This window comes from Rhizobium sp. AN68, assembly GCF_030758035.1.
GTDB classification, from domain to species: domain Bacteria; phylum Pseudomonadota; class Alphaproteobacteria; order Rhizobiales; family Rhizobiaceae; genus Agrobacterium; species Agrobacterium tumefaciens.
The window spans coordinates 1,242,781-1,266,109 of record NZ_JARWMI010000003.1; the positions used below are offsets into that span (position 1 = coordinate 1,242,781).

General features: G+C 57.9%; 22 protein-coding genes and 1 pseudogene. 17 read left to right on the forward strand and 6 right to left on the reverse strand.

Annotation, left to right across the window (positions count from 1 at the left end; all coding sequences use genetic code 11):
• Nucleotides 1–49 precede the first annotated feature (49 nt).
• A complete protein-coding gene (locus RBH71_RS19110; RefSeq protein ID WP_013636012.1) occupies nucleotides 50–1,000 on the forward strand; it encodes a phosphatase PAP2 family protein in 951 nt (316 codons plus the stop codon).
• A 277-nt stretch (nucleotides 1,001–1,277) separates the two neighbouring features.
• Nucleotides 1,278–2,228 (forward strand): phosphatase PAP2 family protein, encoded by a 951-nt coding sequence (locus tag RBH71_RS19115; RefSeq protein ID WP_003512821.1) that lies wholly within the window; start codon nucleotides 1,278–1,280, stop codon nucleotides 2,226–2,228.
• Here the strand turns inward: RBH71_RS19115 and RBH71_RS19120 are convergent.
• Entirely contained in the window at nucleotides 2,207–3,097 is an 891-nt protein-coding gene (locus RBH71_RS19120) for a LysR family transcriptional regulator (protein WP_003512822.1), read from the reverse strand. The two genes, RBH71_RS19115 and RBH71_RS19120, sit on opposite strands and share 22 nt — an antisense overlap.
• A gap of 110 nt (nucleotides 3,098–3,207) precedes the next feature.
• On the opposite strand from RBH71_RS19120, the gene RBH71_RS19125 reads away from it, so the two are divergent.
• Nucleotides 3,208–4,059 carry an urea carboxylase-associated family protein gene (locus RBH71_RS19125; RefSeq protein ID WP_003512823.1) on the forward strand — a complete coding sequence of 284 codons (852 nt, stop codon included), beginning with the start codon at nucleotides 3,208–3,210 and terminating at the stop codon, nucleotides 4,057–4,059.
• Between the two features lie 176 nt (nucleotides 4,060–4,235).
• On the opposite strand, the gene RBH71_RS19130 is transcribed toward RBH71_RS19125, so the two are convergent.
• The 4 genes from RBH71_RS19130 to RBH71_RS19145 all read right to left on the reverse strand — a co-directional run bounded on the left by RBH71_RS19130 (nucleotide 4,236) and on the right by RBH71_RS19145 (nucleotide 7,197).
• Nucleotides 4,236–4,667 (reverse strand): HIT family protein, encoded by a 432-nt coding sequence (locus tag RBH71_RS19130; protein WP_003512824.1) that lies wholly within the window; start codon nucleotides 4,665–4,667, stop codon nucleotides 4,236–4,238.
• A 126-nt stretch (nucleotides 4,668–4,793) separates the two neighbouring features.
• Nucleotides 4,794–5,993 carry a GNAT family N-acetyltransferase gene (locus RBH71_RS19135; protein WP_323687449.1) on the reverse strand — a complete coding sequence of 400 codons (1,200 nt, stop codon included), beginning with the start codon at nucleotides 5,991–5,993 and terminating at the stop codon, nucleotides 4,794–4,796.
• Nucleotides 5,990–6,730: a glycerophosphodiester phosphodiesterase gene (locus tag RBH71_RS19140; protein ID WP_003512827.1), complete on the reverse strand. Its 741-nt coding sequence runs from the start codon at nucleotides 6,728–6,730 to the stop codon at nucleotides 5,990–5,992. The genes RBH71_RS19135 and RBH71_RS19140 overlap by 4 nt, the downstream gene beginning before the upstream one ends.
• Nucleotides 6,727–7,197: a RidA family protein gene (locus RBH71_RS19145; RefSeq protein ID WP_003512829.1), complete on the reverse strand. Its 471-nt coding sequence runs from the start codon at nucleotides 7,195–7,197 to the stop codon at nucleotides 6,727–6,729. Before RBH71_RS19145 ends, RBH71_RS19140 begins: the two co-directional genes overlap by 4 nt.
• A gap of 116 nt (nucleotides 7,198–7,313) precedes the next feature.
• Here RBH71_RS19145 and RBH71_RS19150 point away from each other — a divergent pair, with 116 nt between their 5' ends.
• The 14 genes and pseudogenes from RBH71_RS19150 (at nucleotide 7,314) to lpxB (ending at nucleotide 21,636) form a co-directional block, all read left to right on the forward strand.
• On the forward strand, nucleotides 7,314–8,156 hold the full coding sequence (locus RBH71_RS19150) for a cell envelope integrity EipB family protein (protein ID WP_003512831.1): 843 nt from the start codon (nucleotides 7,314–7,316) through the stop codon (nucleotides 8,154–8,156).
• A 193-nt stretch (nucleotides 8,157–8,349) separates the two neighbouring features.
• Nucleotides 8,350–9,117: a 30S ribosomal protein S2 gene (gene rpsB / locus RBH71_RS19155; RefSeq protein WP_003512836.1), complete on the forward strand. Its 768-nt coding sequence runs from the start codon at nucleotides 8,350–8,352 to the stop codon at nucleotides 9,115–9,117.
• Nucleotides 9,118–9,479: 362 nt separating this feature from the next.
• Nucleotides 9,480–10,406 (forward strand): translation elongation factor Ts, encoded by a 927-nt coding sequence (tsf, locus tag RBH71_RS19160; RefSeq protein WP_003512838.1) that lies wholly within the window; start codon nucleotides 9,480–9,482, stop codon nucleotides 10,404–10,406.
• 97 nt (nucleotides 10,407–10,503) lie between these two features.
• Nucleotides 10,504–11,226, forward strand: coding sequence for a UMP kinase (gene pyrH, locus RBH71_RS19165; RefSeq protein ID WP_003502561.1), 723 nt, complete (start codon nucleotides 10,504–10,506; stop codon nucleotides 11,224–11,226).
• Nucleotides 11,227–11,292: 66 nt separating this feature from the next.
• Entirely contained in the window at nucleotides 11,293–11,850 is a 558-nt protein-coding gene (frr, locus tag RBH71_RS19170; protein ID WP_003512840.1) for a ribosome recycling factor, read from the forward strand.
• Between the two features lie 64 nt (nucleotides 11,851–11,914).
• Entirely contained in the window at nucleotides 11,915–12,658 is a 744-nt protein-coding gene (locus RBH71_RS19175) for an isoprenyl transferase (protein ID WP_003512842.1), read from the forward strand.
• Nucleotides 12,658–13,492, forward strand: a pseudogene (locus RBH71_RS19180) (phosphatidate cytidylyltransferase). Before RBH71_RS19175 ends, RBH71_RS19180 begins: the two are co-directional and overlap by 1 nt.
• 49 nt (nucleotides 13,493–13,541) lie before the next feature.
• A complete protein-coding gene (gene rseP, locus RBH71_RS19185) occupies nucleotides 13,542–14,663 on the forward strand; it encodes an RIP metalloprotease RseP (protein WP_003512847.1) in 1,122 nt (373 codons plus the stop codon).
• A 199-nt stretch (nucleotides 14,664–14,862) separates the two neighbouring features.
• Nucleotides 14,863–17,193, forward strand: coding sequence for an outer membrane protein assembly factor BamA (bamA, locus tag RBH71_RS19190; RefSeq protein ID WP_003512849.1), 2,331 nt, complete (start codon nucleotides 14,863–14,865; stop codon nucleotides 17,191–17,193).
• Between the two features lie 49 nt (nucleotides 17,194–17,242).
• Nucleotides 17,243–18,310, forward strand: a complete 1,068-nt coding sequence (gene lpxD, locus RBH71_RS19195) for a UDP-3-O-(3-hydroxymyristoyl)glucosamine N-acyltransferase (RefSeq protein ID WP_003512851.1) — start codon at nucleotides 17,243–17,245, stop codon at nucleotides 18,308–18,310.
• The gene (fabZ, locus tag RBH71_RS19200) at nucleotides 18,303–18,770 is read left to right on the forward strand and encodes a 3-hydroxyacyl-ACP dehydratase FabZ (protein ID WP_003512853.1); all 468 of its coding nucleotides are present in this window, start codon (nucleotides 18,303–18,305) and stop codon (nucleotides 18,768–18,770) included. The genes lpxD and fabZ overlap by 8 nt, the downstream gene beginning before the upstream one ends.
• Entirely contained in the window at nucleotides 18,767–19,582 is an 816-nt protein-coding gene (gene lpxA, locus RBH71_RS19205) for an acyl-ACP--UDP-N-acetylglucosamine O-acyltransferase (protein WP_003512854.1), read from the forward strand. The genes fabZ and lpxA overlap by 4 nt, the downstream gene beginning before the upstream one ends.
• Before the next feature lie 3 nt (nucleotides 19,583–19,585).
• Entirely contained in the window at nucleotides 19,586–20,467 is an 882-nt protein-coding gene (locus tag RBH71_RS19210) for an LpxI family protein (RefSeq protein WP_003512855.1), read from the forward strand.
• Entirely contained in the window at nucleotides 20,464–21,636 is a 1,173-nt protein-coding gene (gene lpxB / locus RBH71_RS19215) for a lipid-A-disaccharide synthase (RefSeq protein WP_003512856.1), read from the forward strand. The genes RBH71_RS19210 and lpxB overlap by 4 nt, the downstream gene beginning before the upstream one ends.
• Nucleotides 21,637–21,775: 139 nt before the next feature.
• Here lpxB and gltA read toward each other — a convergent pair whose 3' ends face one another.
• Nucleotides 21,776–23,065, reverse strand: a complete 1,290-nt coding sequence (gene gltA, locus RBH71_RS19220) for a citrate synthase (RefSeq protein ID WP_003496202.1) — start codon at nucleotides 23,063–23,065, stop codon at nucleotides 21,776–21,778.
• Nucleotides 23,066–23,329 lie beyond the last annotated feature (264 nt).

Below are 23,329 nucleotides of genomic sequence, written 5' to 3' on the forward strand. Positions count from 1 at the left end.
TTAAGGCCAATGACCTAGATTTCCGCTGAAGGCGTCTGGGGTAAATTCTATGAAGTTATTTATAGCAGAACGTTTTGTACTGAATGTAATTTTTATATTATTTATTGTCGATGTTGCATTGATTATGACGAAGGGCATTGAGGTTGACTATACCGGATATTCTCTGTGCCTGGTGGCGGGTACCGGGGTTTTTCTTCTTGGCCAGTTCTACCGGATAAGCGAGCGTGATCTTCGCATAGCGGCTGCACTTGTTTCCGCTGGGCTGTTCATCCTTTTTTCGCTGGCGGGCTCTGTGTTTAACTACATGTTCCTGCCGGTTCAGTTTCCGGCGATCGATCCCCTGTTGTTGAGCGTGGATGCCGCGCTCGGCTATAACTGGCGGGATGTTGTCATCTGGGCTGCTACCCAACCGTGGATCGGCAAAACCTTGTTTTTTGTCTATGCGACGTCGCTGCCGCAACTGCTGTTGATCGTCATCATGCTGGGTTTTACCGGCAAGGATCGGATGCTGCACCATTTTCTGGTAACGGGTGTGCTTGGCGCTCTCGCCAGCATCGTTTTTTGGATATTTTTTCCAACTTACGGCGCTAAAGCCTATCTGGATCTGCCGCAATGGGTCACCGAGACAATTCCAATGGCGGTCGATCCTGCCTATGGACAGGAACTGATGCGATTGGGGCAGGAAGGCGTAAGCTATCTCACCCCTAAAAACGTGTTGGGATTGATCGGTTTCCCGTCGTTTCACATCTTCATGGCGGCGATGTCCGTCTGGTTCGTTCCGCGTCACTGGCTGGTGATGGCGGTGATTTTGCCGCTAAATCTTTTGATGCTGCCTGCCGTTCTCGTTCAGGGCGGACATCATCTCTCGGATATTTTTGGCGGCCTCTTCGCTTTTGTTATCGTTTGCGCAGCCTCGAGCCGTCTGCTCAACTGGCTGTCGGCAAAGGAACGGGCCGGCAAGGCGGCAGCAGTTCCTGCCCAAGTCTTCGCGGCGGAATAATCGCCCCGGTTTTCGTACTCGCGCGCCTCCGCAACAAGCCGTTCCGACAGAAGCCGGGGCGATGTGGTCATCTCGTGGAGGCATCGCTACTGTGGCTGCACATCGGAGCGGCGACATTCGGTTTCATCGCATTCCTGGCGACCGGCAATCGCTTTATCGCCGGCGTGGCCGCGCCGATCTGGCTCTCGGCCGGTGGGTTGTTTATAATACTTTCCTTATATGAATATTAAGCTAAATACCCTACTGTCCCGTCGATTGGAACCGGGGCGGCTATTCCATGCGACTCTTTGCGGCAGAGCGTTTTGTACTTGGCTTTATCACCATCTTATTCGTTATCGATACGGTACTGATCGCTGTCAAAGGCATCGGGGTTGACTACGCCGGATATTTATTATGCGGATCGATGGGCGCCGGCGTTTTTATTCTCGGTCAGTTCTATCGCAAAAGCGGGCGTGATCTTCGCATAGCTGCCGCGCTAATCGCAGGCGGACTGTTCATTCTTTTTACGCTTGTCGCGTCCGTCTTTAACTACATGTTCCTGCCTGTCGCGTTCCCGGCAATCGATCATGTGCTTTTCCGTGTGGATGCAGCCTTCGGTTATAGTTGGATGGGCATCGTCACTTGGGCGGCGACACATCCGTGGATCGGAACGATCCTGTTTTTCGTTTATGCGACGTCGCTGCCGCAGCTTCTGGTGATCGTTATTACGCTTGGTTTTACAGGCAAGGAGCGGATGTTGCACCACTTCCTTGTAACGGGAGTGCTGGGCGCTTTTGCAAGTATAATCTTCTGGATATTTTTCCCGTCATTTGGGCCATCCGCCTATGTGCAACTGCCGCAATGGGCTTCTCAGACCATCCCCTTGGCGGTTGATAATGCGTACGGGCAGGAGTTGAACCGCCTGATAACGGAAGGGGTTGTTCACCTTTCGCCCAAAAACGTGCTGGGACTAATAGGTTTCCCTTCGTTTCATATCTTAATGGCGGCGATGTCTGTATGGTTCGTTCCACGTCACTGGTTGGTGATGGCGGTGATCTTGCCGATCAATATCTTGATGTTGCCCGCCGTTCTCGTTCAAGGCGGTCATCATCTGTCTGATGTTTTCGGCGGTCTCGTCGCGTTTGCAATCGTCTGTGCAGCCTCAGCCTGGCTGCTCAAGTGGCTTTCGGTAAGGGAAAGAAACGGAGAGAAGGCTCGCGCTTCGACTCAAGTCGTCGCGGCGGAGTAATCGTCCCGGTTTTCGCTCTCGCGCGCCTCATCGACAAGCCAGTCCGACAGGAGTCGGGCTGATGCGGTCATCTCTTCTGCTTCGATCAACCAGTAATATTTGTCCGCATCGGCCGCCCGATCGAAAAGCACGGTCAATTGACCGTCGGCGATTTCGTCGCGAAGAAGCGCTGTCGGGCAAAGGCCGATGCCGTGTCCCGCCTTGAGAGCGGTCACGAGCAGATTGAAGTCCGCAAAGATTGGGCCCGTGCCCTGGAACAGGGATAGGCCAGCAGTCGCCAGCCAGTCCCGCCATGCCGTCTCGGTGGTGTCATGCAGCAATTCGGCCCGCAGCAGGCTTGAGACATCGTTGAAGGGACCGGACTTCGTGGCGTAAGCGGGTGCGCATGTCGGGCGCGTCTCGGCACTGAAAAGCGCCACGGCTTTTTGCGCAGGGCGTGGGCTGTGGGTGATGCTGAGATCGGGCTGCGTGGTCTCATTCCTGCCGGAATAGCTGATTGACACCTGTATGTCTGGATAGAGCGCGCGGAAACGGGGCAGGCGGGGTGTCAGAAAATGCGCAACCACTGAAGGGAGGCTGGCCAGACGAACGGTGATGCGGTCGCGGCCCCGGCTGATCCGTTCCGCACCGGAAGCGATCTGCCCCAAGCCGGACGAAACCGTCATGCCGAATTCCTGACCCGCCGGCGTCAGTCTCACGCCTCTCGCATGGCGCTCGAAAAGCGGCGCGCCGAGCCATGTTTCCAGATTACGCACATGCTGGCTTACGGCCGTCGCCGTCATGCCGAGTTCCTGCGCGGCCAGGGAAAAACTTGTCCTTCTGGCCGCAGCTTCAAACGCGCGGAGGGTGGCGAGCGGTGGCAGTTTCATGATGCTGCGAGGCTAAGTCAGACTTGGTTTGAGCGCAAGAAAAACCCGTCTTGTCATCACGCCATTCATGCCGCAATTTCGCGTCACATTTTCATCCATCCGAGGATTTCATGACCCCCTTGTCCGCCGCCGAACCCATTGATGCCGCCGCGCGCCGCGCCGTCCGTCCCGTCGTCGTTTATCCGAACGGCACACTTCAGACACCGGACCTGGCGCGTCTGGCACAGGCTAAAAAAGCCATGGTGAAGATAGACGAAGTCATCGTGCCACCGCGCGAGGGCGGCACTTTCAATGTTCCTAAGGGACACTTTTTTCGCATCGTCAGCACCGAAGGCCCACAGGTGGGGGATTTGAACCTCTGGAATGCCCATGATCTGACGGAGCGCTTTTTCAGCGGCAAAACCCGCGCCCTGCATGCGACCCATGTTTCCGTAGGCAACCACCTGTGGAGCAATCTGCCGTCCCTGCGACCGATGGCGACCATCACCCATGATACTTTGTCATGGTATGGCTGGGATGAAGATGGCGGTGGCGTGCATGATGTGATCGGCACCCGGTGCGATCCCTACACCAACAAGCTTTTGAGCGGCGGCGACTATCACCATTGCTGCCATTCGAACCTCACCAATGCCCTCGCCGCGGCCAAAGGCCTGTCATTCGGCGAGGCGGAACCGCATGTACACGATGTTCTGAACGTCTTTATGTGCACGGGTTTCACCCGCGATACGCATCAGTATTTCATGAAGGCAAGCCCGGTGCGGCCGGGCGACTATCTGGAACTCTTCGCGGAAATTGATCTCATCGGCGCGCTCTCCGCTTGCCCCGGCGGCGATTGTGGTGCCAGCCATTCGAGCGACGCGGTCCCGTGCTATCCCCTGAAGGTGGAGATATTCCGGCCGGATATGGCGGTGCTTGAAGGCTGGCCCTGGCCGGAGAGGAATGCCTACCGTCCCGTGGAATGATGATAAGCACCACGGTCGTCATGCCGGACTAGATCCGGCAACCAGCCAAGGCGCGTCTGCGCCGAGAGGAATATTGCGCGATCAAGGACTGGATCGCGCCGCACCCCGGATAAGCTCCGGGGTGACGGTGTGCGGATGCCGCCATTCTGCCAAACGCTTGGGCGTCTTGGCAAACATCACGAGGCAAGCGCTGCCTTTATCTTTTCCGCATGGGCCTTCAGCACTTCGCCATCGGCCATAGCGCGGGAATGCGGCTTCAGCGGCTCGCCTTCCTTGCGCGGAATGACGTGGAAATGCAGGTGGAACACGGTCTGGCCAGCCGCCGGTTCGTTGAACTGGGCGATAAAGACGCCGTCCGCGTCGAAGGCTTCCTTTGCTGCGACTGCCAGTTTCTGCACCACGGCAATGGTCTTTGCCAGCACCTGCGGGTCGGCATCGAGCAGATTGCGCGAGCCGGTTTTCGGAACGACCAGAAGATGGCCGGGTGCCTGCGGCATCACATCCATGAAAGCCAGCGTATGCTCGTCTTCATAGAGCTTGTGGCTCGGAATTTCGCCGCGCAGGATTTTCGCGAAGATATTGTTGTCATCATAGGCGCTGGCGGTCATCGGTGGTCTCTCCTCGTAACGGACTAAAGCATGTCGCCTAAAAGCGTGTAGCGGTTTTGCGATAACGACATGCGACGAAACAAAGGCATAAAGCGTAGGCAGCGAATCTGAAAGATCGCGACAGCTTTATGTATCCGGCTCGTGTTCCTGTCGCTCACCCTTGCGGAAGGGCGTGTGGTCTTCCAGATAGTCGCCAATATGTTCGACCTCTTCACGCTCGCGCTGAAGATAATCGGCAATCGCGCGGCGCAGACCCGGATGAACGATGAAATGCGCTGAATGGGTGGTGACCGGCACGTAACCGCGCGCCAGCTTGTGCTCACCCTGCGCACCCGCCTCCACCCGCTTCAAACCCTTCGACAGCGCGAAATCGATCGCCTGATGGTAACAGACCTCGAAATGCAGGAAGGGATGGTCCTCGATACAGCCCCAGTGTCGGCCGTAAAGCGCATCCGAGCCAATGAAATTGATTGCACCGGCGATATAGCGTCCCTCGCGTCTGGCCATGACCAGCAGAACGTCATCAGGCATGCGCTCGCCGATCAGCGAATAGAATTCCCGCGTCAGATAGGGCCGTCCCCATTTGCGGCTGCCGGTATCCATGTAGAAGGCGAAGAACTGGTCCCAGATCTCCTCTGTCAGGTCGCTTCCGGTCAACCAGTCGATCTCGATGCCGTTTTCCAGCGCTGCCCGACGTTCCTTTTTCAGCCCCTTGCGCTTGCGCGATGAAAGGGCATCAAGAAAATCGTTGTGATCGCGATAGCCGTCATTGATGAAGTGGAACTGCTGATCGGTCCTGTGCAGGAAGTCCCGGAGCAGAAGCGCGGATAGGTCGGCGTCTTCCAGAAACGTGACATGAGCGGAAGAAACGCCGATCTTTTCCGTCACCTGGACAAGGCCGGATGCCAGAAGCGGTTTGAAGCGCGTCTCGTCTTCGGTTTCGGATACCAGCAGCCGCGGCCCGCTCGCCGGCGTAAACGGCACCGAACATTGCAGCTTCGGATAATAATGGCCGCCGGCTCGCTCAAAGGCATCCGCCCAGCCATGGTCGAAGACATATTCGCCCTTGCTGTGGTTCTTCAGATAGGCCGGAACGGCTCCGACAAGTTCGCCCGACCCGTTTTCGAGAAGCAGATGGTGCCCAAGCCATCCGGTCTTGGCAGTGGCCGATCCAGAATCTTCCATCGAGGATAGAAATGCGTGGGAAATGAAAGGATTGTACGGTTTTCCTGACACATTGCGTGATGTTCCGGAAAGCCGTTTCCAGCTGTCCGGATCGATATCCCTCAGGGATTGCGCAACGCGTATGGAATAGTCTTCTGTCATGCCGTGGCGGAGGGGTTCTCTCTCGGGTCGAAACCTTCGAATGTCATCTGGTCCGCATATTTATAGGTAGTCTCGCGCGCATTTTCATCCCTGACAGTCCAGGTAATCACGGGAAGCCCAAGTTTTCTTTGCGCCTCGATGAAACTATTGGGCAAATGACCCCAATGATAGGAGATGAAATCAACACCGATCTGCATCGCCTCGTCGTGTTTGAAGAAGTCTTCCGGCTTGGCGCCTTCGGCGGTAAGGCCGAGCGGCCAGGGCGAACCTGCAGCCTTCAGGTCTCTGAGGAGGTGATGGTCGAAGCTCATCAGAGCCACCTGGCCCTTGTAGCCCTCGAGATCTTCCAGCACCGCTTCGGCAAACCCGTCATCGACGCCTTCGCCCTGACGTCCTTTCAGTTCGATCACCAGCGGCACCTTGCCGGCGCATAGCGCCAGAAGCTGTTTCAGCGTCGGTATGCGGTCCTTGGTCTGACCGACCGAAAGCAGAGACAATTCACTGGCGGTATGTTCGCGCACGTCGCCCTTGATACCCGTCAGCCGGGCCATGTCGTCGTCGTGAAAAATCACCGGCACGCTATCGGCGGCCAGCTGCACGTCGCATTCGATGGCAAAACCAGCGTCGATGGCGCGCGAAAATGCGGATAGCGTGTTTTCCCAGACCACCTTGTTCAGGTCATGATAACCGCGATGGGCGACGGGCTGGGCGGTAAGCCAGGAAAGTTTAAGGGTCATACGTCGATTTCCACGATCGCGTCGATCTCGACGGCGGCATTGAAGGGCAGGCAGGCCATGCCGACGGCGGCGCGGGCGTGCTTGCCGGCATCACCCAGAACGTTGGCGAGGAGATTGGAGGCGCCGTTAATGACGAGATGCTGTTCAACGAACTCCGGAACCGAGGCAACGAAGCCGTTCAGCTTGAGGATACGACGGATTTTCGAGAGGTCGCCGTTCAAGGCAGCCTTGACCTGTGCGAGAATGTTGACGGCGCATAATTCGGCGGCGCGCTGGGCGGTTGCAACGTCAACATCGCGGCCAACGAGGCCAGTCACCGCAATCTTGCCTGATTCCATCGGCAGTTGACCCGATACATAAAGAAGATTGCCGCTGATGGTGAACGGAACGTAGTTTGCGGCAGGTGCTGCCGCTACGGGAAGAGTAAAGCCCAGTTCCTTGAGGCGGCCTTCGATGACATCAGACATTTTCGTCTCCGGTTTTGTTGTAAATCCTTCAAGAATCCGGCATTCAGAAGATGTTGATCCAAAAGCCGGGCGGTTGCTTGTACAATATGAGCAGCGAGTCCAACAGGAGATATTGAATGTTTGTCAGGACGCTTGGTTTCGTTGCCGCCACAGGGCTCATGACCGGCCTGTCGAACGGTGCCAATGCCTTGCCCGTCACGGTTCCGGACCTCATCGCCCATCGCGCCGTCTACGATCTCGAACTCAAGGACGCGACGGATCGTTCCGGTATCGAGGGCATGACGGGCCGCATGGTCTATGAATTCACCGGCTCTGCCTGTCAGGGTTACAAGACGGATTTCCGTTTCGTGACACAGATCAACACCGGCGACGCGGTCCGCATGACCGACCAGCAGACGACGACCTTCGAGGACCTGGCGGCCAAGAAGTTCACCTTCGAGACCAAGTCCTACACCGACGACAAGCTGGACAAGGAAGTGCAGGGCGCTGCAATCGACAACAAAGAGGGTGTGAAGGTTGATCTGACCCGCCCGGACCCCCGTCAGATCGATCTCGTGGCCAGCGAATTTCCGACCGAGCACATGTTTCAGGTCATTGAAAACGCCAAGCAGGGAAAGCGCATCTTCGAATCCCGTATTTTCGACGGCTCGGATGACGGCGATGAAAGCCTGATCACTTCGACGCTTGTCGGCAAGGCGCAGATGCCGAAGGACGGCGATGCCGAGGCAGGCAAGGCGGGCGAATTCGGCAAAGCCGCGTTCTGGCCGGTGACGATCGCTTATTACAACGACAAGACCGGCACCGACGCCCTGCCGATCTACCGCATGTCGTTCAAGCTTTACGATAACGGAATCACCCGCGATCTGACGATGGATTACGGCGATTTCGTTCTGACCGGCAAGCTCGCGAAGCTTGATATCCTCAAGCCGGAAACCTGCGAAAACAAGCCGGTTCGCTAAAAGACGGACCGTTTGCGCGGTTTTTTCGCAGAAATGCTTGCTTTTTATCTGAGGCGACTGTATGCGCCTCACCATTCCACACGCGAAGCTTGGGATGTTCCGGGAGAAATCCGGTCCGTTCCGCCCGGTGGTGTCGATGAAAATCGGCGCTGTTCGCTTCGCGGGGGTTAAACCGGAAAAGGAGTAACTAGGCATGGCATTGCCCGATTTTTCTATGCGTCAGCTTCTGGAAGCTGGTGTTCACTTTGGTCACCAGACGCATCGCTGGAACCCGAAGATGAAGCCGTACATCTTCGGCGACCGTAACAACATCCACATCATCGACCTGGCTCAGACCGTTCCGATGCTGTCGCGCGCCCTTCAGGTCGTGTCCGACACCGTTGCTCGTGGCGGCCGCGTTCTGTTCGTCGGCACCAAGCGTCAGGCGTCTGAAATCATCGCCGACAGCGCAAAGCGTTCGGCCCAGTATTACGTCAACTCCCGCTGGCTCGGCGGCATGATGACCAACTGGAAGACGATCTCCAACTCGATCCAGCGTCTGCGCAAGGTTGACGAGATTCTGAACTCGGAAGGCACCGGCTATTCCAAGAAAGAGCGTCTGACCCTCGAACGCGAACGCGAAAAGCTTGAAAAGGCTCTCGGCGGTATCCGCGATATGGGCGGCGTTCCGGACCTGATGTTCATCATCGACACCAACAAGGAAAAGATCGCGATCGAAGAAGCCAAGCGTCTTGGCATTCCGGTCGTTGCGATCATCGACTCCAACTGCGATCCGGATCACATCGACTATCCGATCCCGGGTAACGACGACGCATCGCGCGCCATCTCGCTCTATTGCGACCTGATCGCCCGCGCCGCCATCGACGGCATCCTGCGTCAGCAGGGTTCGTCCGGCCGCGACATCGGCGCTTCGGAAGAAGCTCCGATCGAGCCCGCGCTCGAAGACGAGGCTGGCGCCTGATATAGGCCCTGTCTGGCGGCGATTTCGTGTCGCCGTCTCCTCGACCAGGATATGACAAGGCCGTCAAAGACCTTAAATGGGTTGACGGCCTTGTTCGTTTCAAACCGCTCCGTCGGGGCTTCGGTGAAGTCTCTGGCGTTTTGATGCGGATGAAATCCGGTGGCAGCCTTCATAACGCTGTCACACTTGAGCGGCACCCATCGTTTCGATGTATGGAGACGCCGCAGCACTTGGGAATGCGCATGCCCCTTTCCTGAAATCGTCGCGGTTTCAAAGGGTGTGCGGCCGGGTACACTCATCACCCAGAACTTCGGCACGGCGAATTCAGCCGGCTGACCGATCGAACCGATAAGAGGCAAACTATGACCGAAATCACAGCCGCAATGGTGAAGGAACTGCGCGAGAAATCCGGCGCAGGCATGATGGACTGCAAGAAGGCTCTTGCTGAAACCAATGGCGACATGGAAGCGGCGATCGACTGGCTGCGCGCCAAGGGCATCGCAAAGGCCGACAAGAAGTCTGGCCGTACGGCTGCCGAAGGTCTGATCGGCGTCGCCACCATGGGTCACAAGGCTGTTGTTGTCGAACTCAACTCCGAAACCGACTTCGTTGCTCGCAACGACGCGTTCCAGGATCTCATTCGCGGCATTGCCCAGGTAGCGCTCTCCACCGACGGCACCGTTGAAGCAGTCAGCGCCGCCACCTATCCGGCAACCGGCAAGTCCGTTTCCGACAGCATCAAGGACGCGATCGCCACTATCGGCGAGAACATGACACTGCGCCGTTCGGCAGCACTCGAAGTCGAGCACGGCGTTGTCGCGACCTACATCCACAATGCTGCCGGCGAAGGCATCGGCAAGCTTGGCGTTCTCGTTGCCCTGAAGTCGGTCGGCGACAAGGCCGTTCTGAGCTCCATCGGCCGCCAGGTCGCCATGCACATCGCTGCAACCAACCCGCTCGCCATCCGCGCCGAGGAAGTTGACGCAGCCGTGGCCGAGCGCGAACGCAACGTCTTCATCGAGCAGGCCCGTGAATCCGGCAAGCCGGAAGCCATCATCGAAAAGATGGTTGATGGCCGCATGCGCAAGTTCTTCGAAGAAGTCGCTCTTCTGTCGCAGGCTTTCGTCATCAACCCCGACATCACTGTCGGCGCTGCCGTCAAGGAAGCTGAAAAGGAAGCCGGTGCTGCCATCGAAGTGACGGGCATGGTTCGCCTGCTGCTCGGCGAAGGCGTCGAAAAGGAAGAAAGCGATTTCGCAGCAGAAGTCGCCGCAGTCGCCAAGGGCTGATTATATTTACCCAATCTTGGGAAAACGGGAGGGCATCGCGTGACAACGCGGTGCCCTTCGTGTATCCGCGTTTCGGTTACATTTCCGAGGAGTCATGATGTCTTCCAAGCCGATCTACAAACGTGTTCTTCTCAAGGCTTCCGGCGAAGCTCTTATGGGCGATCAGGGTTTCGGTATCGATGTGGCGGTTGCAGACCGTATCGCCTCCGATATTGCCGAGGCGAGGGCGATGGGCGTTGAAGTCGGCGTTGTCGTCGGCGGTGGCAATATCTTCCGCGGCGTTGCCGTGGCGTCCAAGGGCGGTGATCGCGTTACCGGCGACCATATGGGCATGCTGGCCACCGTCATCAACGCGCTGGCGCTCGCAACCTCCCTTCGCAAGCTCAGCATTGACACCGTCGTTCTGTCCGCAATTGCGATGCCGGAAATCTGTGAGAGCTTCTCCCAGCGTGCAGCGCTCCACCATCTGGCGCAGGGCCGCGTGGTGATTTTTGCCGGCGGCACGGGCAACCCCTTCTTCACCACCGATTCCGCTGCAGCGCTGCGCGCCGCGGAAATGGGCGCGGAAGCGATCTTCAAGGGCACCCAGGTGGACGGCATCTATTCCGCCGATCCGAAAAAGGACCCGACAGCCACCCGTTTCGACGAGCTGACCCACAGCGAAGTGCTCGGCAAGGGACTGGCGGTCATGGATATTGCAGCTGTCGCGCTTGCCCGCGAGAATCACATCCCGATCATTGTTTTCTCGATCCACGAGAAGGGCGGTTTTGCGCAGATATTGACCGGCGGCGGCCGCAAGACCATCGTGCACGACAAATAATCAAAAAACGATGTCGCCCCTGTGGCGTATTCCGGCCGCCACGGCCGATAGAGATGGAGTATCAAGATGAGTGGTATTGACCTCAACGATATCAAGCGCCGCATGGATGGTGCCATCAATGCATTCAAAAGCGATATCGCATCGCTGCGCACCGGCCGCGCTTCGGCCAACATTCTCGATCCGGTGACCATCGAGGCCTATGGCTCGCGCGTTCCGCTAAACCAGGTCGCAAACATCACGGTTCCGGAGCCGCGCATGCTCGGCGTCAACATCTGGGACAAGTCGATGGTGAACGCCGTCGACCGTGCCATCCGCGAATCCAATCTCGGCCTCAACCCGATCGTTGATGGTCAGAACCTGCGTATCCCGTTGCCAGAACTCAACGAGGAGCGCCGCAAATCACTCGTCAAGGTAGCTCATGACTACGCCGAGAAGTCCAAGGTGGCGATTCGTCACGTGCGTCGCGATGGCATGGATGGTCTGAAAAAAGCCGAAAAAGACGGTGATATCGGTCAGGACGAAAGCCGTGGACAGTCGGAAAAAGTGCAGAAAATCACCGACGACACGATTTCGGAAATTGAGCGCTTGCTTGGCGAGAAGGAAAAGGAAATCATGCAGGTCTAGTATCGCTTGCGATAGACCTGTATTTTATTCGTTTTAATTCCGCGCTGCCTGTTACTGGATCGATATGCCGACGACGACACGTTCCTCAATACCCGAGCACGTCGCCATCATCATGGATGGAAATGGGCGATGGGCAAAACAGCGCGGTCTTCCGCGCGTGATGGGGCATCGCCGCGGGGTCGAGGCTGTGCGCGAAACGGTGCGTGCGGCCGGCGACTGCGGTGTCCGCTATCTCACACTTTTCGCGTTCTCGTCGGAAAACTGGCGCAGGCCCGAATCCGAGGTCAGCGACCTGATGGGGCTCTTGAAGGCTTTCATTAGGCGCGACCTTGCGGAACTGCACCGCGAAAACGTGCGTGTGCGCATCATCGGCGATAGGCAGGGGCTGAAAAACGATATCCGCAGTCTTCTCGAAGAAGCGGAACATATGACGGCTGATAACACCAGGCTGACGCTGGTGATTGCCTTCAATTACGGCAGCCGCGACGAGATTGCCCGCGCGACAATGGCGATTGCCCGCGATGTCGCCGAAGGCCGGCTGGATGCAGAATCGATCACGCCGGAGATTATTTCGGCAAGACTTGATACATCAGGCATACCGGATCCTGATCTGATCATCCGCACCAGCGGCGAGGAACGGCTGTCGAACTTCCTGCTCTGGCAGGCCGCCTATTCCGAGTTCCTGTTTGTTCCCGAATATTGGCCCGACTTCGACCGGCAGCGGTTTTTTTCCGCAATCGAGCAATATGCAACGCGTGATCGCCGTTTTGGCGCTCTGGCCGAGCAGGTTGCCGTGGCAGGCGCCTGATGAGCCGTGAACTCAGACTGCGGATCATATCCGCAATCGTCATGGCGGCGGTCATTTTGGCTGCGACCTGGTATGGCGGCATTCTGTTCCGCATCGTGGCCGGTCTGCTGGCGATCCTCATCTATTATGAATGGGCGACAATCACCCGCATGTCGGAAACCAATTCCACCGGCAATGCCTGGGGCTGGTTTGCGGTTGCCGTCATCGCCGGCAACACGATTTTCGGCGAACCTTCGCTCGACCTGCCTCTGCTCTCTGGCTTCACGCTGACGGCGGCACTTTTTCCCGTCTTGCGTGGCAGAAACTGGTGGCTGGTGGGCGGCATCGTTTATGCGGGTCTGAGCGGCATATCGCTGGCCGCCATTCGCGGTGATGAGCTGACCGGTTTCGTCGCCATCCTGTTCATTTTCGCGGTCGTCTGGTCGACGGATATTCTCGCTTATTTCGTCGGGCGCGCCATCGGCGGGCCAAAACTTGCGCCGTCGATCTCACCGGGCAAGACTTGGTCAGGCGCTATCGGCGGAGCGGTGGCCGCATTGATCGGCGGCGGCGCGGTGTCTCTTGCCTATCACGGCAGAATCAGCCTGCTGCTGCTTGGGCTCGCTCTCATTCTTTCGGTGTTCAGCCAGATAGGCGATCTCTTCGAATCCTTCGTGAAACGGCGTTTTCAGGTCAAGGATCTCGAGCCATCTCATTCCCGGCCATGGCGGCTTTATGGACCGGGTTGACGGTCTTGTTTTCGCCTGCTTTACGGTATTCCTCATTGCTTTCGTGCATGCGGCGGCAACCGGCGACGTGCCCGGATCGGGCGGCGGCCTGTTGCCGGGCTTTTAATCGGCGCGCAAGGTCATGAAATAAAGGGCAGATTGTCATGAACACAATAATGGCGGCGACCGGTTTTCTGACCGGCTATATCGTGCCCTTCGTCCTCGTACTTTCCCTGCTCGTTTTCGTCCATGAAATGGGCCACTACCTTGTCGGCCGCTGGAGCGGCATTCGCTCCACCGCCTTTTCCATCGGTTTTGGCCCGGAGCTGATCGGCTTTACCGACAGGCACGGCACGCGCTGGAAGATTTCCGCCATACCGCTCGGCGGCTATGTAAAATTCTTCGGCGACGAGGATGCGTCCAGCAAGCCGGATAGTTCCGGCCTGTCGCACATGTCGCTTGAGGAGAGGGCGCAGACGCTTTCCGGCGCTAAGCTGTGGAAACGGGCGGCGACGGTTGCCGCCGGACCTATTGCCAATTTCATTCTCGCCATTCTCATCTTCGCGGTCCTGTTCGGTGTCTATGGCCGTATGATCGCCGATCCGGTCGTGGCGGAAGTGCGTGAAAACAGCGCGGCTGCGGCCGCCGGCGTGCACCCCGGTGACCGCCTCGTTGCGATCGACGGTGAAAAGGTCAAGACGTTCGAGGACGTACGCCGTTATGTCGGCATCCGTCCGGGCACGCCGATCACTGTGACCGTCGAAAGGGCAGGCGAGGAGCTGAAGCTGCCGATGGTTCCGACCCGCACCGAAACTACGGACCAGTTCGGCAACAAGCTGGAAATGGGCATCATCGGCATTGTCACCGACCAGAACAGCGGCAATTTCCGCCACATCGAGTATTCGCCGTCTGAGGCGCTGCTTGAGGGCGTGCGTGAAACGGGCCACGTCATCACCGGTACTTTCAACTACATCGGTAACCTCGTGACCGGGCGCATGAACGCCGATCAACTGGGCGGTCCCGTCCGCGTAGCACAGGCTTCGGGCCAGATGGCGACGCTCGGTATTTCGGCCGTCATCCAGCTTGCAGCGGTTCTCTCCGTATCGATCGGTCTTTTGAACCTGATGCCTGTGCCGGTTCTGGACGGCGGACATCTGGTGTTTTATGCAATCGAGGCCGTCCGCGGCAGACCCCTTGGTGCCGGTGCGCAGGAGGTTGCGTTCCGTATCGGCATGGCAATGATTTTGGGTCTTATGGTTTTTGCAACATGGAATGATATCAGCAGCTTGATTGGCTGAGGATAGTGTTTTAACGGTTTTGTTAGTCGATTGTTTACCCTGTTTTTATCCCGAAGTGGCGAATGCGCCACTCTGGATCACGAAGTAAACAGAATTTAACGTTCTGACTTGCTTGTAGGGGAAAAGCAGGTAAAACGACGCACATGGCCGGAGTCGGGTTCCGCCCGCTGAGGGACAACGTAAAAAGGTAAGAATTGAAATGAAGGCTGGTTCAAGATTTTTGAACGCGGTGTCGGCGGTTGCGCTGTCTGCTGGTGTTTCTTCGGTTGCGGGCCTCGGCGTGCTTGCCTCTGCTGGTGTTGCGAATGCAGCCGTCATCAGCAAGATTGATGTTCGTGGCGCTGAGAGATCCGGTGCGGACTCTGTACGCTCCAACATCACCATTGCGCCGGGTAAGAACTTTTCCAATTCGGACATCGATGAATCGGTGAAGCGTCTTTACGCCACCGGTTACTTCTCGAATGTCTCCATGCGCGTTTCCGGCAGCACGCTGGTTGTAACGGTCAACGAAAACCAGCTCGTCAATCAGGTGGTTTTCAACGGTAACCGCAAGATCAAGGACGACAAGCTCGCTGGCGTCGTGCAGACCCAGCCGCTCGGCCCGTTCAATCAGGCAATCGTTACTGCCGATATCGCGCGCATCAAGGAAGCCTATTCCGCGATCGGCCGCAGCGACGTCGAAATCACCACCCAGACCGTTTCCGTTGGTCAGGGCCGTGTGAACATCGCTTTCGTTATTAACGAAGGCGAGCGCACGAAGATCGGCCGCATCGATTTTGTCGGCAACAATTCCTATAGCGACGGTCGTCTGGCCGCTGTCATCAATACCAAGAAGTCCAACATGCTGTCGTTCCTGACACGCAAGGACGTCTATAACGAGGACAAGCTGCGCGCCGACGAAGAGGCGCTGCGCCAGTTCTACTACAACCGTGGTTATGCCGACTTCCGGGTCGTGTCGTCCGACGCTGTGCTTGATGAGTCCAAGAACGAATACACCATCTCCATCACGGTCGACGAAGGCAAGAAGTACGACTTCGGCAACGTCGCAGTCGAATCGACTGTTCCGGGTATTGACGGCTCCGAGCTTCAGGGTCTCGTGGAAACCCGCCAGGGCGCTAGCTACAGCGCCAAGGAAGTCCAGCAGAGCATGGAAGCGATTTCCAAGCGCGTTGCCGGTGAGGGGTATCCTTTCGCCCGTGTAACGCCGCGCGGTGACCGCGATATGTCTGGTAACACCATCGGTGTGACCTATATCGTCGATCAGGGCGAGCGCGCCTATGTCGAGCGTATTGAAATCCGTGGCAACACGCGTACGCGTGACTACGTCATTCGCCGCGAGTTCGATATTTCCGAAGGCGATGCTTTCAACCAGACGGTCATTACGGCTGCCAAGCGCCGTCTTGAAGCGCTCGGTTATTTCTCGAAGGTCAATGTCTCGACTGCTGGCGGCAGCGCGCCTGATCGCGTCGTCATCGTTGTCGACGTGGAAGATCAGTCGACTGGTTCGTTCGGTATCGGTGCGGGTTACTCGCAGAACGACGGTGTGCTGCTTGAAGCATCGATCGAAGAGAAGAACTTCCTCGGTCGGGGCCAGTACATTCGTCTCGCCGCCGGTGCGGGTGAAGACGATGCACGCAGCTACACGCTGTCCTTCACCGAGCCGTATTTCCTTGGTTACCGTCTGGCCGCAGGTTTCGACCTGTTCAAAAGCCAGAGCCGCAGCGAAGACTATTACGATTACGACGAGCAGGGCTTCGCACTTCGCGTGACGGCGCCGATCACCGAGAACCTCTCAACGACGTTCAAGTACACCTACAAACAGCTCAACTATGACGGTGAGGGCGATTGGGAAACCGGCAGCAATCTTGCAGGCCCCTACAAGGATTTGATCCGTGGCGGTGACTGGACACAGTCCATTATCTCCAACACGCTGAACTACAATACGCTTGACGACCGCAATATGCCGCGTGAAGGCTGGCAGGCTGCCTTGACGAACGAATTTGCAGGCCTCGGCGGCGATTCCGAATATTACAAGATCTACGCCAAGGCGCGCTTCTACTACACTCTTTCGGACGAGTACGATGTTATCGGCTCGCTCACCGGCCAGGCGGGTCATGTTTTGCCGACGGGCGACAATCTGCTGGTGTTCGATCAGTTCAAGTTCGGCGGTCGTCAGGTTCGCGGCTTCAAGAATGATGGTATTGGCCCGCGCATCGGTTCCGACTCCATCGGCGGCACGACCTACTTCGCCGCTTCAGCAGAAGTTACGGCTCCGATGCCTGGTGTTCCCGAAGACTTCGGTCTGCGCCTTGCAGGTTTCGTAGATGCCGGTACGCTATATGGCAACAAGGTTAAGATCGGTTCGGGAGAAACCCTGCAGGATGACAACTCCATCCGCGCATCCGCCGGTATCGGCGTGATGTGGGCATCGCCCTTCGGCCCGATCCGCGTTGACTATGCGGTTCCGATCGCCAAGGAAGACTACGACGAGGAACAGCGTTTCCGGTTTGGCATGTCCAACACTTTCTGATATCGGCAGTCCAGAACTGCAACTTTGAACGTTCTGGAGTGTCCGGCTAATGGAATACAACGCGTTTTTTCCGCCCCACGAGGGACTGCGATTGAAAGACATCGCAGACCGTTTTGGGGCGGAACTGTCTGATGAGGCGGCGGGAGAACGGATCATCAGGTCCGTTGCGCCGGTCTACCGGGCAAAACCCGACCAGCTCTGCTATATTCTTTCTCGCAAAAACCGCGATGAGTTGCCGACCTGTGAGGCTGGCGCCGTCATTTGTGACGCCGCACTTGCGGATATGCTGCCGTCTCACATCCCGGCGCTGATATCGAAAAACCCGCACACGCTTTTTGCGCAGGTAGGTGCCTTGTTGCATCCCGCCGCGATGCGTCCCGGTACGATTGTGGTGATGGAAGCTGAAGTTTCCCATACCGCGCATGTCGATCCGTCTGCAAAGCTGGAAGCTGGCGTGATTGTCGAGCCGCTCGCCGTGATTGGCGCTGGTGCCCATATCGGCGCCGGTACGCGGATCGGGCCTGGTGTCATCATCGGCGCGGATGTTCAGGTGGGGCGTGATTGCACGATTGCCGGCGGCGCGAGCATTCTTGCCGCTCTCATCGGCAACAATGTGATTATTCACAACGGAGCGCGCATCGGTCAGGACGGGTTCGGTTATGCGCCCGGTCCGCGCGGCATGCTGAAGATCGTTCAGATCGGCCGGGTTATCATTCAGGATAATGTTGAGATCGGCGCTAATACGACGATCGACCGTGGCACGATGGACGATACGGTCATCGGCGAAGGTACCAAGATCGACAATCAGGTTCAGATCGGCCACAACGTCCGCATCGGCCGCCATTGCGGCATCGTCAGCAAGGTCGGCATTGCGGGCAGCACCCGCATCGGCGATGGTGTGATGATCGGCGGCGCGGCGGGTATCAACGGCCATATCACTATTGGTGACGGCGTGCAGATTGCGGCGATGAGCGGTGTTGTCGCCGACGTTCCGGCCGGCGCTCGTTATGGTGGGACGCCAGCGCGTCCGATGAAGTATTTCCTGCGCGACATGGCCGATATTCTGGCGCGCGCTGAAGGGCGTGATAAAAAAACAGGAGAAAAAAACGATGGCTGAAGAAACCAAGACGACGCTCGGCGCGGCTGACATTCTGGAAGTCATGAAGCTTTTACCGCATCGTTACCCGTTCTTGCTCATCGACAAGATCATCGAGATCGATGGTAATAATTCGGCGATTGGCATCAAGAACGTGACGGTCAACGAACCGCATTTCACCGGTCATTTCCCGGATCGCCCGATCATGCCGGGCGTTTTGATCGTCGAGGCCATGGCCCAGACGGCAGGTGCGATCTGCGCCCGCAGCCAGGGTGAGGGCGGTTATCTCGTCTATTTCATGACAATCGACAACGCGCGCTTCCGCAGACCCGTCGTTCCCGGCGATCGTCTGGAAATTCACGTGGTCAAGCAGCGCCAGCGGGGCAATGTCTTCAAATTTCATTGCGAGGCCAAGGTCGAAGGCGCGCTGGTGGCGGAAGCTGACGTCGGTGCGATGATGATCCCCGAGGACCAGCAATGAGCACTATCGCGGCTTCGGCAAGAATTCACCCGACCGCCGTTGTCGAAGACGGCGCGGTTATCGGTGAAAATGTCGTCATCGGTGCCCTGAGCTATGTCGGCGCGAAAGTTACTCTGCAAGACGAGGTCACGCTGCACAATCATGCCGTCGTCTCCGGTCTAACCGTCATTGGCCGTGGTTCGGTCATCCATCCAATGGCCGTTATTGGCGGTACACCGCAGGCAATTCGCCACGATGGCTCGGAAACGACGCTCGAGATCGGTGCGCGCTGCATCATGCGCGAAGGCGTAACAATGAATGCGGGCAGCTCCGACGGCAGCGGCAAGACGATTGTCGGCGATGACAACCTGTTCCTCGCCAATTCGCACGTGGCGCATGATTGTCGCCTCGGCAGCCATATCATCCTGTCGAACAATGTGATGCTGGCTGGACATGTCACCATCGAGGACCGCGCTATCCTGGGCGGCGGCTGTGCCGTGCACCAGTTCACCCGAATCGGTCGTCAGGCCTTTATCGGCGGGTTGTCGGCGGTCAATTATGACGTCATTCCCTATGGCATGCTGAACGGTAATCCCGGCATTCTCGGCGGGCTGAATGTCGTTGGCATGACGCGTTCCGGTATAGACCGCGCGGATATTCACAAGGTCAGGCGCGTCTTCAAGCAGATATTCGAAGGCGAAGGCGCCATCCGCAGCAATGCGGCTGCGATTGACCGCGCAGAATATCTCGATTGCCCCCAGGTCATCGAAATCCTCGATTTCATCGGTGCGGACAGCGACCGCGCGCTTTCTTCGCCAAACCGGGGCAAGTGAGCCGTGACAGGCGGCGGGCGTCTCGCCATCGTGGCCGGCAGCGGCCAGCTGCCGCTGCATGTCGCGGCGGCTGCGCGCGAGATGGGGGAGAACCCCTTCATTGTACAGCTGCGTGATGATTCCCAGTTTGACTGGAGCGGTTTCGACAATGCGGTGATTAGCGTCGGCGATGTCGCCGGGCTTGGTCGCCTGCTGCGCGAAAACCAGGTGGACCGCGTCGTGCTTTCCGGCGCCGTGGCGCGACGCCCTGAATGGCGGGAAATCCGCCCCACGATCGGCATATTGCTGAAACTGCCATCCATCGTCCGCACCCTGCTGTCGAGCGGCGATGACGCCGTTTTGCAGATGGTCATCAAGGTCATCGGCACGCTTGGGGCAAAAGTCATTGGCGCCCACGAGATCGCACCCGGTCTGCTTGCTACGACCGGCCCTTTCGGTGCGCATAAACCTGCTGAAGACGATCTGCGCGACATACGCAAGGCCGCGCAAGCCGCACTGGCACTCGGCACGCTTGATGTCGGGCAGGGTGCAGTCGCCGTTGGCGGCCGTATCGTTGCACTGGAGGGCGTCGAGGGCACAGACGCGATGCTGGCGCGTGTCGCGGCATTGCGCGCTGAGGGCCGCATCTCGACCCGTCGCAAGGGTGTTTTGGTGAAGCTCTGCAAGCCGCAGCAGGATATCCGCGCTGACCTGCCGACTATCGGCGTGGAAACGGTGGAGAACGCGCATAAGGCCGGGCTGGCGGGGATCGCCGTTGAAGCCGGGCGCGCGCTGGTACTTGATCGCGATGAGATGTTGAAGGCGGCAGATCAGGCCGGCATATTCGTCTGCGGTATCGATACGTCACTCGGTGAAGACATGATGGGCGGAGACATGGTGGGATGACGGCAACGTTGAAGGTGGCGGTTATAGCCGGCGAGGTATCGGGCGATCTTCTGGGTGCCGATCTCATCCGGTCCCTGAAAGGCCATTACTCGGGTTCTGTCGAGTTGATGGGCGTCGGCGGTGAGGCTCTGGAGGCGCAGGGGCTGGTTTCGCTGTTCGATTATTCAGAACTCTCCATCATGGGCTTTACGCAGGTTCTGAAGAAGCTGCCGAAGCTGATTTCGCGGATCAACCAGACCGCGCAGGCAATCATTGTCGCCAAGCCGGATATTCTGCTGATCATCGACAGCCCGGATTTCACCCATCGTGTTGCAAAAAAAGTCCGCAAACAATTGCCGGATCTGCCGGTCGTCAATTATGTCTGCCCCAGCGTCTGGGCGTGGAAGGAATATCGCGCCACTGCGATGTTGTCCTATGTCGATCACGTTCTGGCCCTGCTTCCATTCGAGCCGGAGGCGATGCGGCGTCTCGGCGGCCCACCGACAACCTTTGTCGGCCATCGCCTCAGCGTCGATCAAGACGTGCTCTCCGTGCGGCAGAGGCGGGCTGAGCGGCCCCTGCCTGCCAACGGCGAACCGAAAACCATTCTGCTCCTGCCGGGGTCACGTTCCACCGAAACGACCCGGTTGATGGAGCCGTTTCAAGAAGCGGCAAAAGCATATGTCGAGCGCAACGGCCCGACGAAGTTTCTGCTGCCGACAGTGCCGCGCCAGGAAAACCGCATCCGCGAACTGGCGGCAACATGGCCTCAGGATATCAGGCCCGAAATAGGCATCGATCCCGCCTTCAAGTGGAATGCATTTGCGCGCGCCGATGCGGCGATTGCCGCGTCCGGCACCGTTATTCTCGAACTCGCGCTCGTCGGCGTACCAACCATATCGGTCTACAAGACCGACTGGATTTTCACGATGCTGAGCAAGCGGGTGAAAACCTGGACAGGTGCGCTTCCGAACCTGATTGCCGACTATGTCGTGGTGCCGGAATATTTCAACGAGGTGGTACGGGCAGGGTCGATGTTGCGTTGGGCCGAGCGGCTCTCATCCGACACCACCGAACGGCGGGCGATGCTGGACGGCTATGCTCTGGTGCAGGAGCGTTTGCATACCGAAGTGCCTCCTGGCGAAACCGGTGCCCTTATCCTTCTCGATGTGCTGAACAGCCGCAAGTAACAAGGCTGAACCGGCAGCGATCCTGTCTGCTTCCTGGGGTCGGCAGGGCAGGTTTCGCTATTCTTATCGATGATCATATCCAACAAAAAAGCCGGCGGATAAAACCCGCCGGCTTTTTTATGTTGGTTGGTTTCCCGGCTTAACGCTTGGAAACCGGAACGTAGTCACGCTTGCCGGCGCCCGTGTAGAGCTGGCGCGGACGGCCGATGCGCTGCTGCGGATCCTCGATCATTTCGTTCCACTGCGCGATCCAGCCGACGGTGCGGGCCAGTGCGAACAGCACGGTAAACATGGTCGTGGGGAAGCCAAGCGCCTTCAGCGTGATACCCGAATAGAAGTCGACGTTCGGGTACAGCTTCTTCTCGACGAAATAAGGATCGGAAAGAGCGATCTTTTCGAGTTCGAGCGCGACCTGCATGATCGGATCGTCGGAGTTGCCGGTGGCTTCCAGCACTTCGTACATCGTCTTCTGCATGATCTTGGCGCGCGGGTCGTAGTTTTTGTACACGCGGTGGCCAAAGCCCATCAGGCGGAACGGATCGTTCTTGTCCTTGGCGCGTGCAATATATTCCGGAATGCGGTCAACCGTGCCGATTTCGTTGAGCATGTTGAGCGCCGCTTCGTTGGCGCCGCCATGTGCCGGACCCCAGAGGCAGGCGATGCCCGCTGCAATACAGGCGAACGGGTTTGCACCCGACGAACCGGCAAGACGCACCGTGGAGGTGGAAGCGTTCTGCTCGTGATCCGCATGCAGGATGAAGATGCGGTCCATGGCGCGAGCCAGAACCGGATCGACCTTGTACTCTTCGCAAGGCACGGCAAAGCACATGTGCAGGAAGTTGGAAGCGTAATCGAGGTCGTTCTTCGGGTAAACGAAGGGCTGGCCGATATGGTACTTGTAGGCCATGGCGGCGATCGTCGGCATTTTCGCGATCATCCGCAGCGAAGCGACCATGCGCTGGTGCGGATCCGTAATGTCCGTCGAGTCGTGATAGAAGGCCGAGAGCGCGCCGACCGTGCCGCACATGACAGCCATCGGATGTGCGTCGCGACGGTAGCCGGTGAAAAAGCGGCTCATCTGCTCGTGCACCATGGTGTGGCGCGTGACGCGGGTGTCGAAGTCCTTCTTCTGCGCAGCCGTCGGCAATTCGCCGTAAAGCAGCAGATAGCAGGTTTCCAGGAAGTCGCCCTGTTCGGCAAGCTGCTCGATCGGGAAGCCGCGGTGCAGAAGAACGCCTTCGTCACCATCGATATAGGTGATCTTGGATTCGCAGGAGGCTGTCGAGGTGAAGCCGGGGTCGTAGGTGAAGGAGCCCGTGTGCTTGTACAGCGTGGCGATATCGACGACGCTTGGTCCAATCGTGCCTTCCCTGACCGGGAGTTCGACCTGTTTTTCGCCAAGTGTCACTGTAGCGCTTTTTTCCGTCATACTGATCCTCCGAAAACATGCGGGTGGGGGCGTTGAGATACGCCCCGCGGTTAAGCGTCTACCGATTAGCTATATGATCCTTGCGCGGATGCCAAGCTATCCAAAGGTCAAATTGTGCATTGCGGCAAACGCAATCGCGTTGCTTCAGGCTTTCCCGGCAGCAGCAATTCAATCTCGGTCAACGCATCGTTAAAGTAAAGGATTGCAATCCCCAGCGCTGGTCTGCAAACCTGTTTTTGGTGCGGCAAGGGGCGGTGGGGATTG

Coding starts and splice junctions, on each gene's coding strand:
- RBH71_RS19150 (WP_003512831.1), top strand. CDS start 7,314: ATGTTTGTCAGGACGCTTGGTTTCGTTGCCGCCACAGGGCTCATGACC.
- RBH71_RS19135 (WP_323687449.1), bottom strand. CDS start 5,993: ATGACAGAAGACTATTCCATACGCGTTGCGCAATCCCTGAGGGATATC.
- rpsB (WP_003512836.1), top strand. CDS start 8,350: ATGGCATTGCCCGATTTTTCTATGCGTCAGCTTCTGGAAGCTGGTGTT.
- lpxB (WP_003512856.1), top strand. CDS start 20,464: ATGACGGCAACGTTGAAGGTGGCGGTTATAGCCGGCGAGGTATCGGGC.
- RBH71_RS19140 (WP_003512827.1), bottom strand. CDS start 6,730: ATGACCCTTAAACTTTCCTGGCTTACCGCCCAGCCCGTCGCCCATCGC.
- RBH71_RS19125 (WP_003512823.1), top strand. CDS start 3,208: ATGACCCCCTTGTCCGCCGCCGAACCCATTGATGCCGCCGCGCGCCGC.
- RBH71_RS19110 (WP_013636012.1), top strand. CDS start 50: ATGAAGTTATTTATAGCAGAACGTTTTGTACTGAATGTAATTTTTATA.
- frr (WP_003512840.1), top strand. CDS start 11,293: ATGAGTGGTATTGACCTCAACGATATCAAGCGCCGCATGGATGGTGCC.
- rseP (WP_003512847.1), top strand. CDS start 13,542: ATGGCGGCGACCGGTTTTCTGACCGGCTATATCGTGCCCTTCGTCCTC.
- RBH71_RS19115 (WP_003512821.1), top strand. CDS start 1,278: ATGCGACTCTTTGCGGCAGAGCGTTTTGTACTTGGCTTTATCACCATC.
- bamA (WP_003512849.1), top strand. CDS start 14,863: ATGAAGGCTGGTTCAAGATTTTTGAACGCGGTGTCGGCGGTTGCGCTG.
- lpxD (WP_003512851.1), top strand. CDS start 17,243: ATGGAATACAACGCGTTTTTTCCGCCCCACGAGGGACTGCGATTGAAA.
- gltA (WP_003496202.1), bottom strand. CDS start 23,065: ATGACGGAAAAAAGCGCTACAGTGACACTTGGCGAAAAACAGGTCGAA.
- fabZ (WP_003512853.1), top strand. CDS start 18,303: ATGGCTGAAGAAACCAAGACGACGCTCGGCGCGGCTGACATTCTGGAA.
- RBH71_RS19130 (WP_003512824.1), bottom strand. CDS start 4,667: ATGACCGCCAGCGCCTATGATGACAACAATATCTTCGCGAAAATCCTG.
- lpxA (WP_003512854.1), top strand. CDS start 18,767: ATGAGCACTATCGCGGCTTCGGCAAGAATTCACCCGACCGCCGTTGTC.
- pyrH (WP_003502561.1), top strand. CDS start 10,504: ATGTCTTCCAAGCCGATCTACAAACGTGTTCTTCTCAAGGCTTCCGGC.
- RBH71_RS19175 (WP_003512842.1), top strand. CDS start 11,915: ATGCCGACGACGACACGTTCCTCAATACCCGAGCACGTCGCCATCATC.
- tsf (WP_003512838.1), top strand. CDS start 9,480: ATGACCGAAATCACAGCCGCAATGGTGAAGGAACTGCGCGAGAAATCC.
- RBH71_RS19145 (WP_003512829.1), bottom strand. CDS start 7,197: ATGTCTGATGTCATCGAAGGCCGCCTCAAGGAACTGGGCTTTACTCTT.
- RBH71_RS19120 (WP_003512822.1), bottom strand. CDS start 3,097: ATGAAACTGCCACCGCTCGCCACCCTCCGCGCGTTTGAAGCTGCGGCC.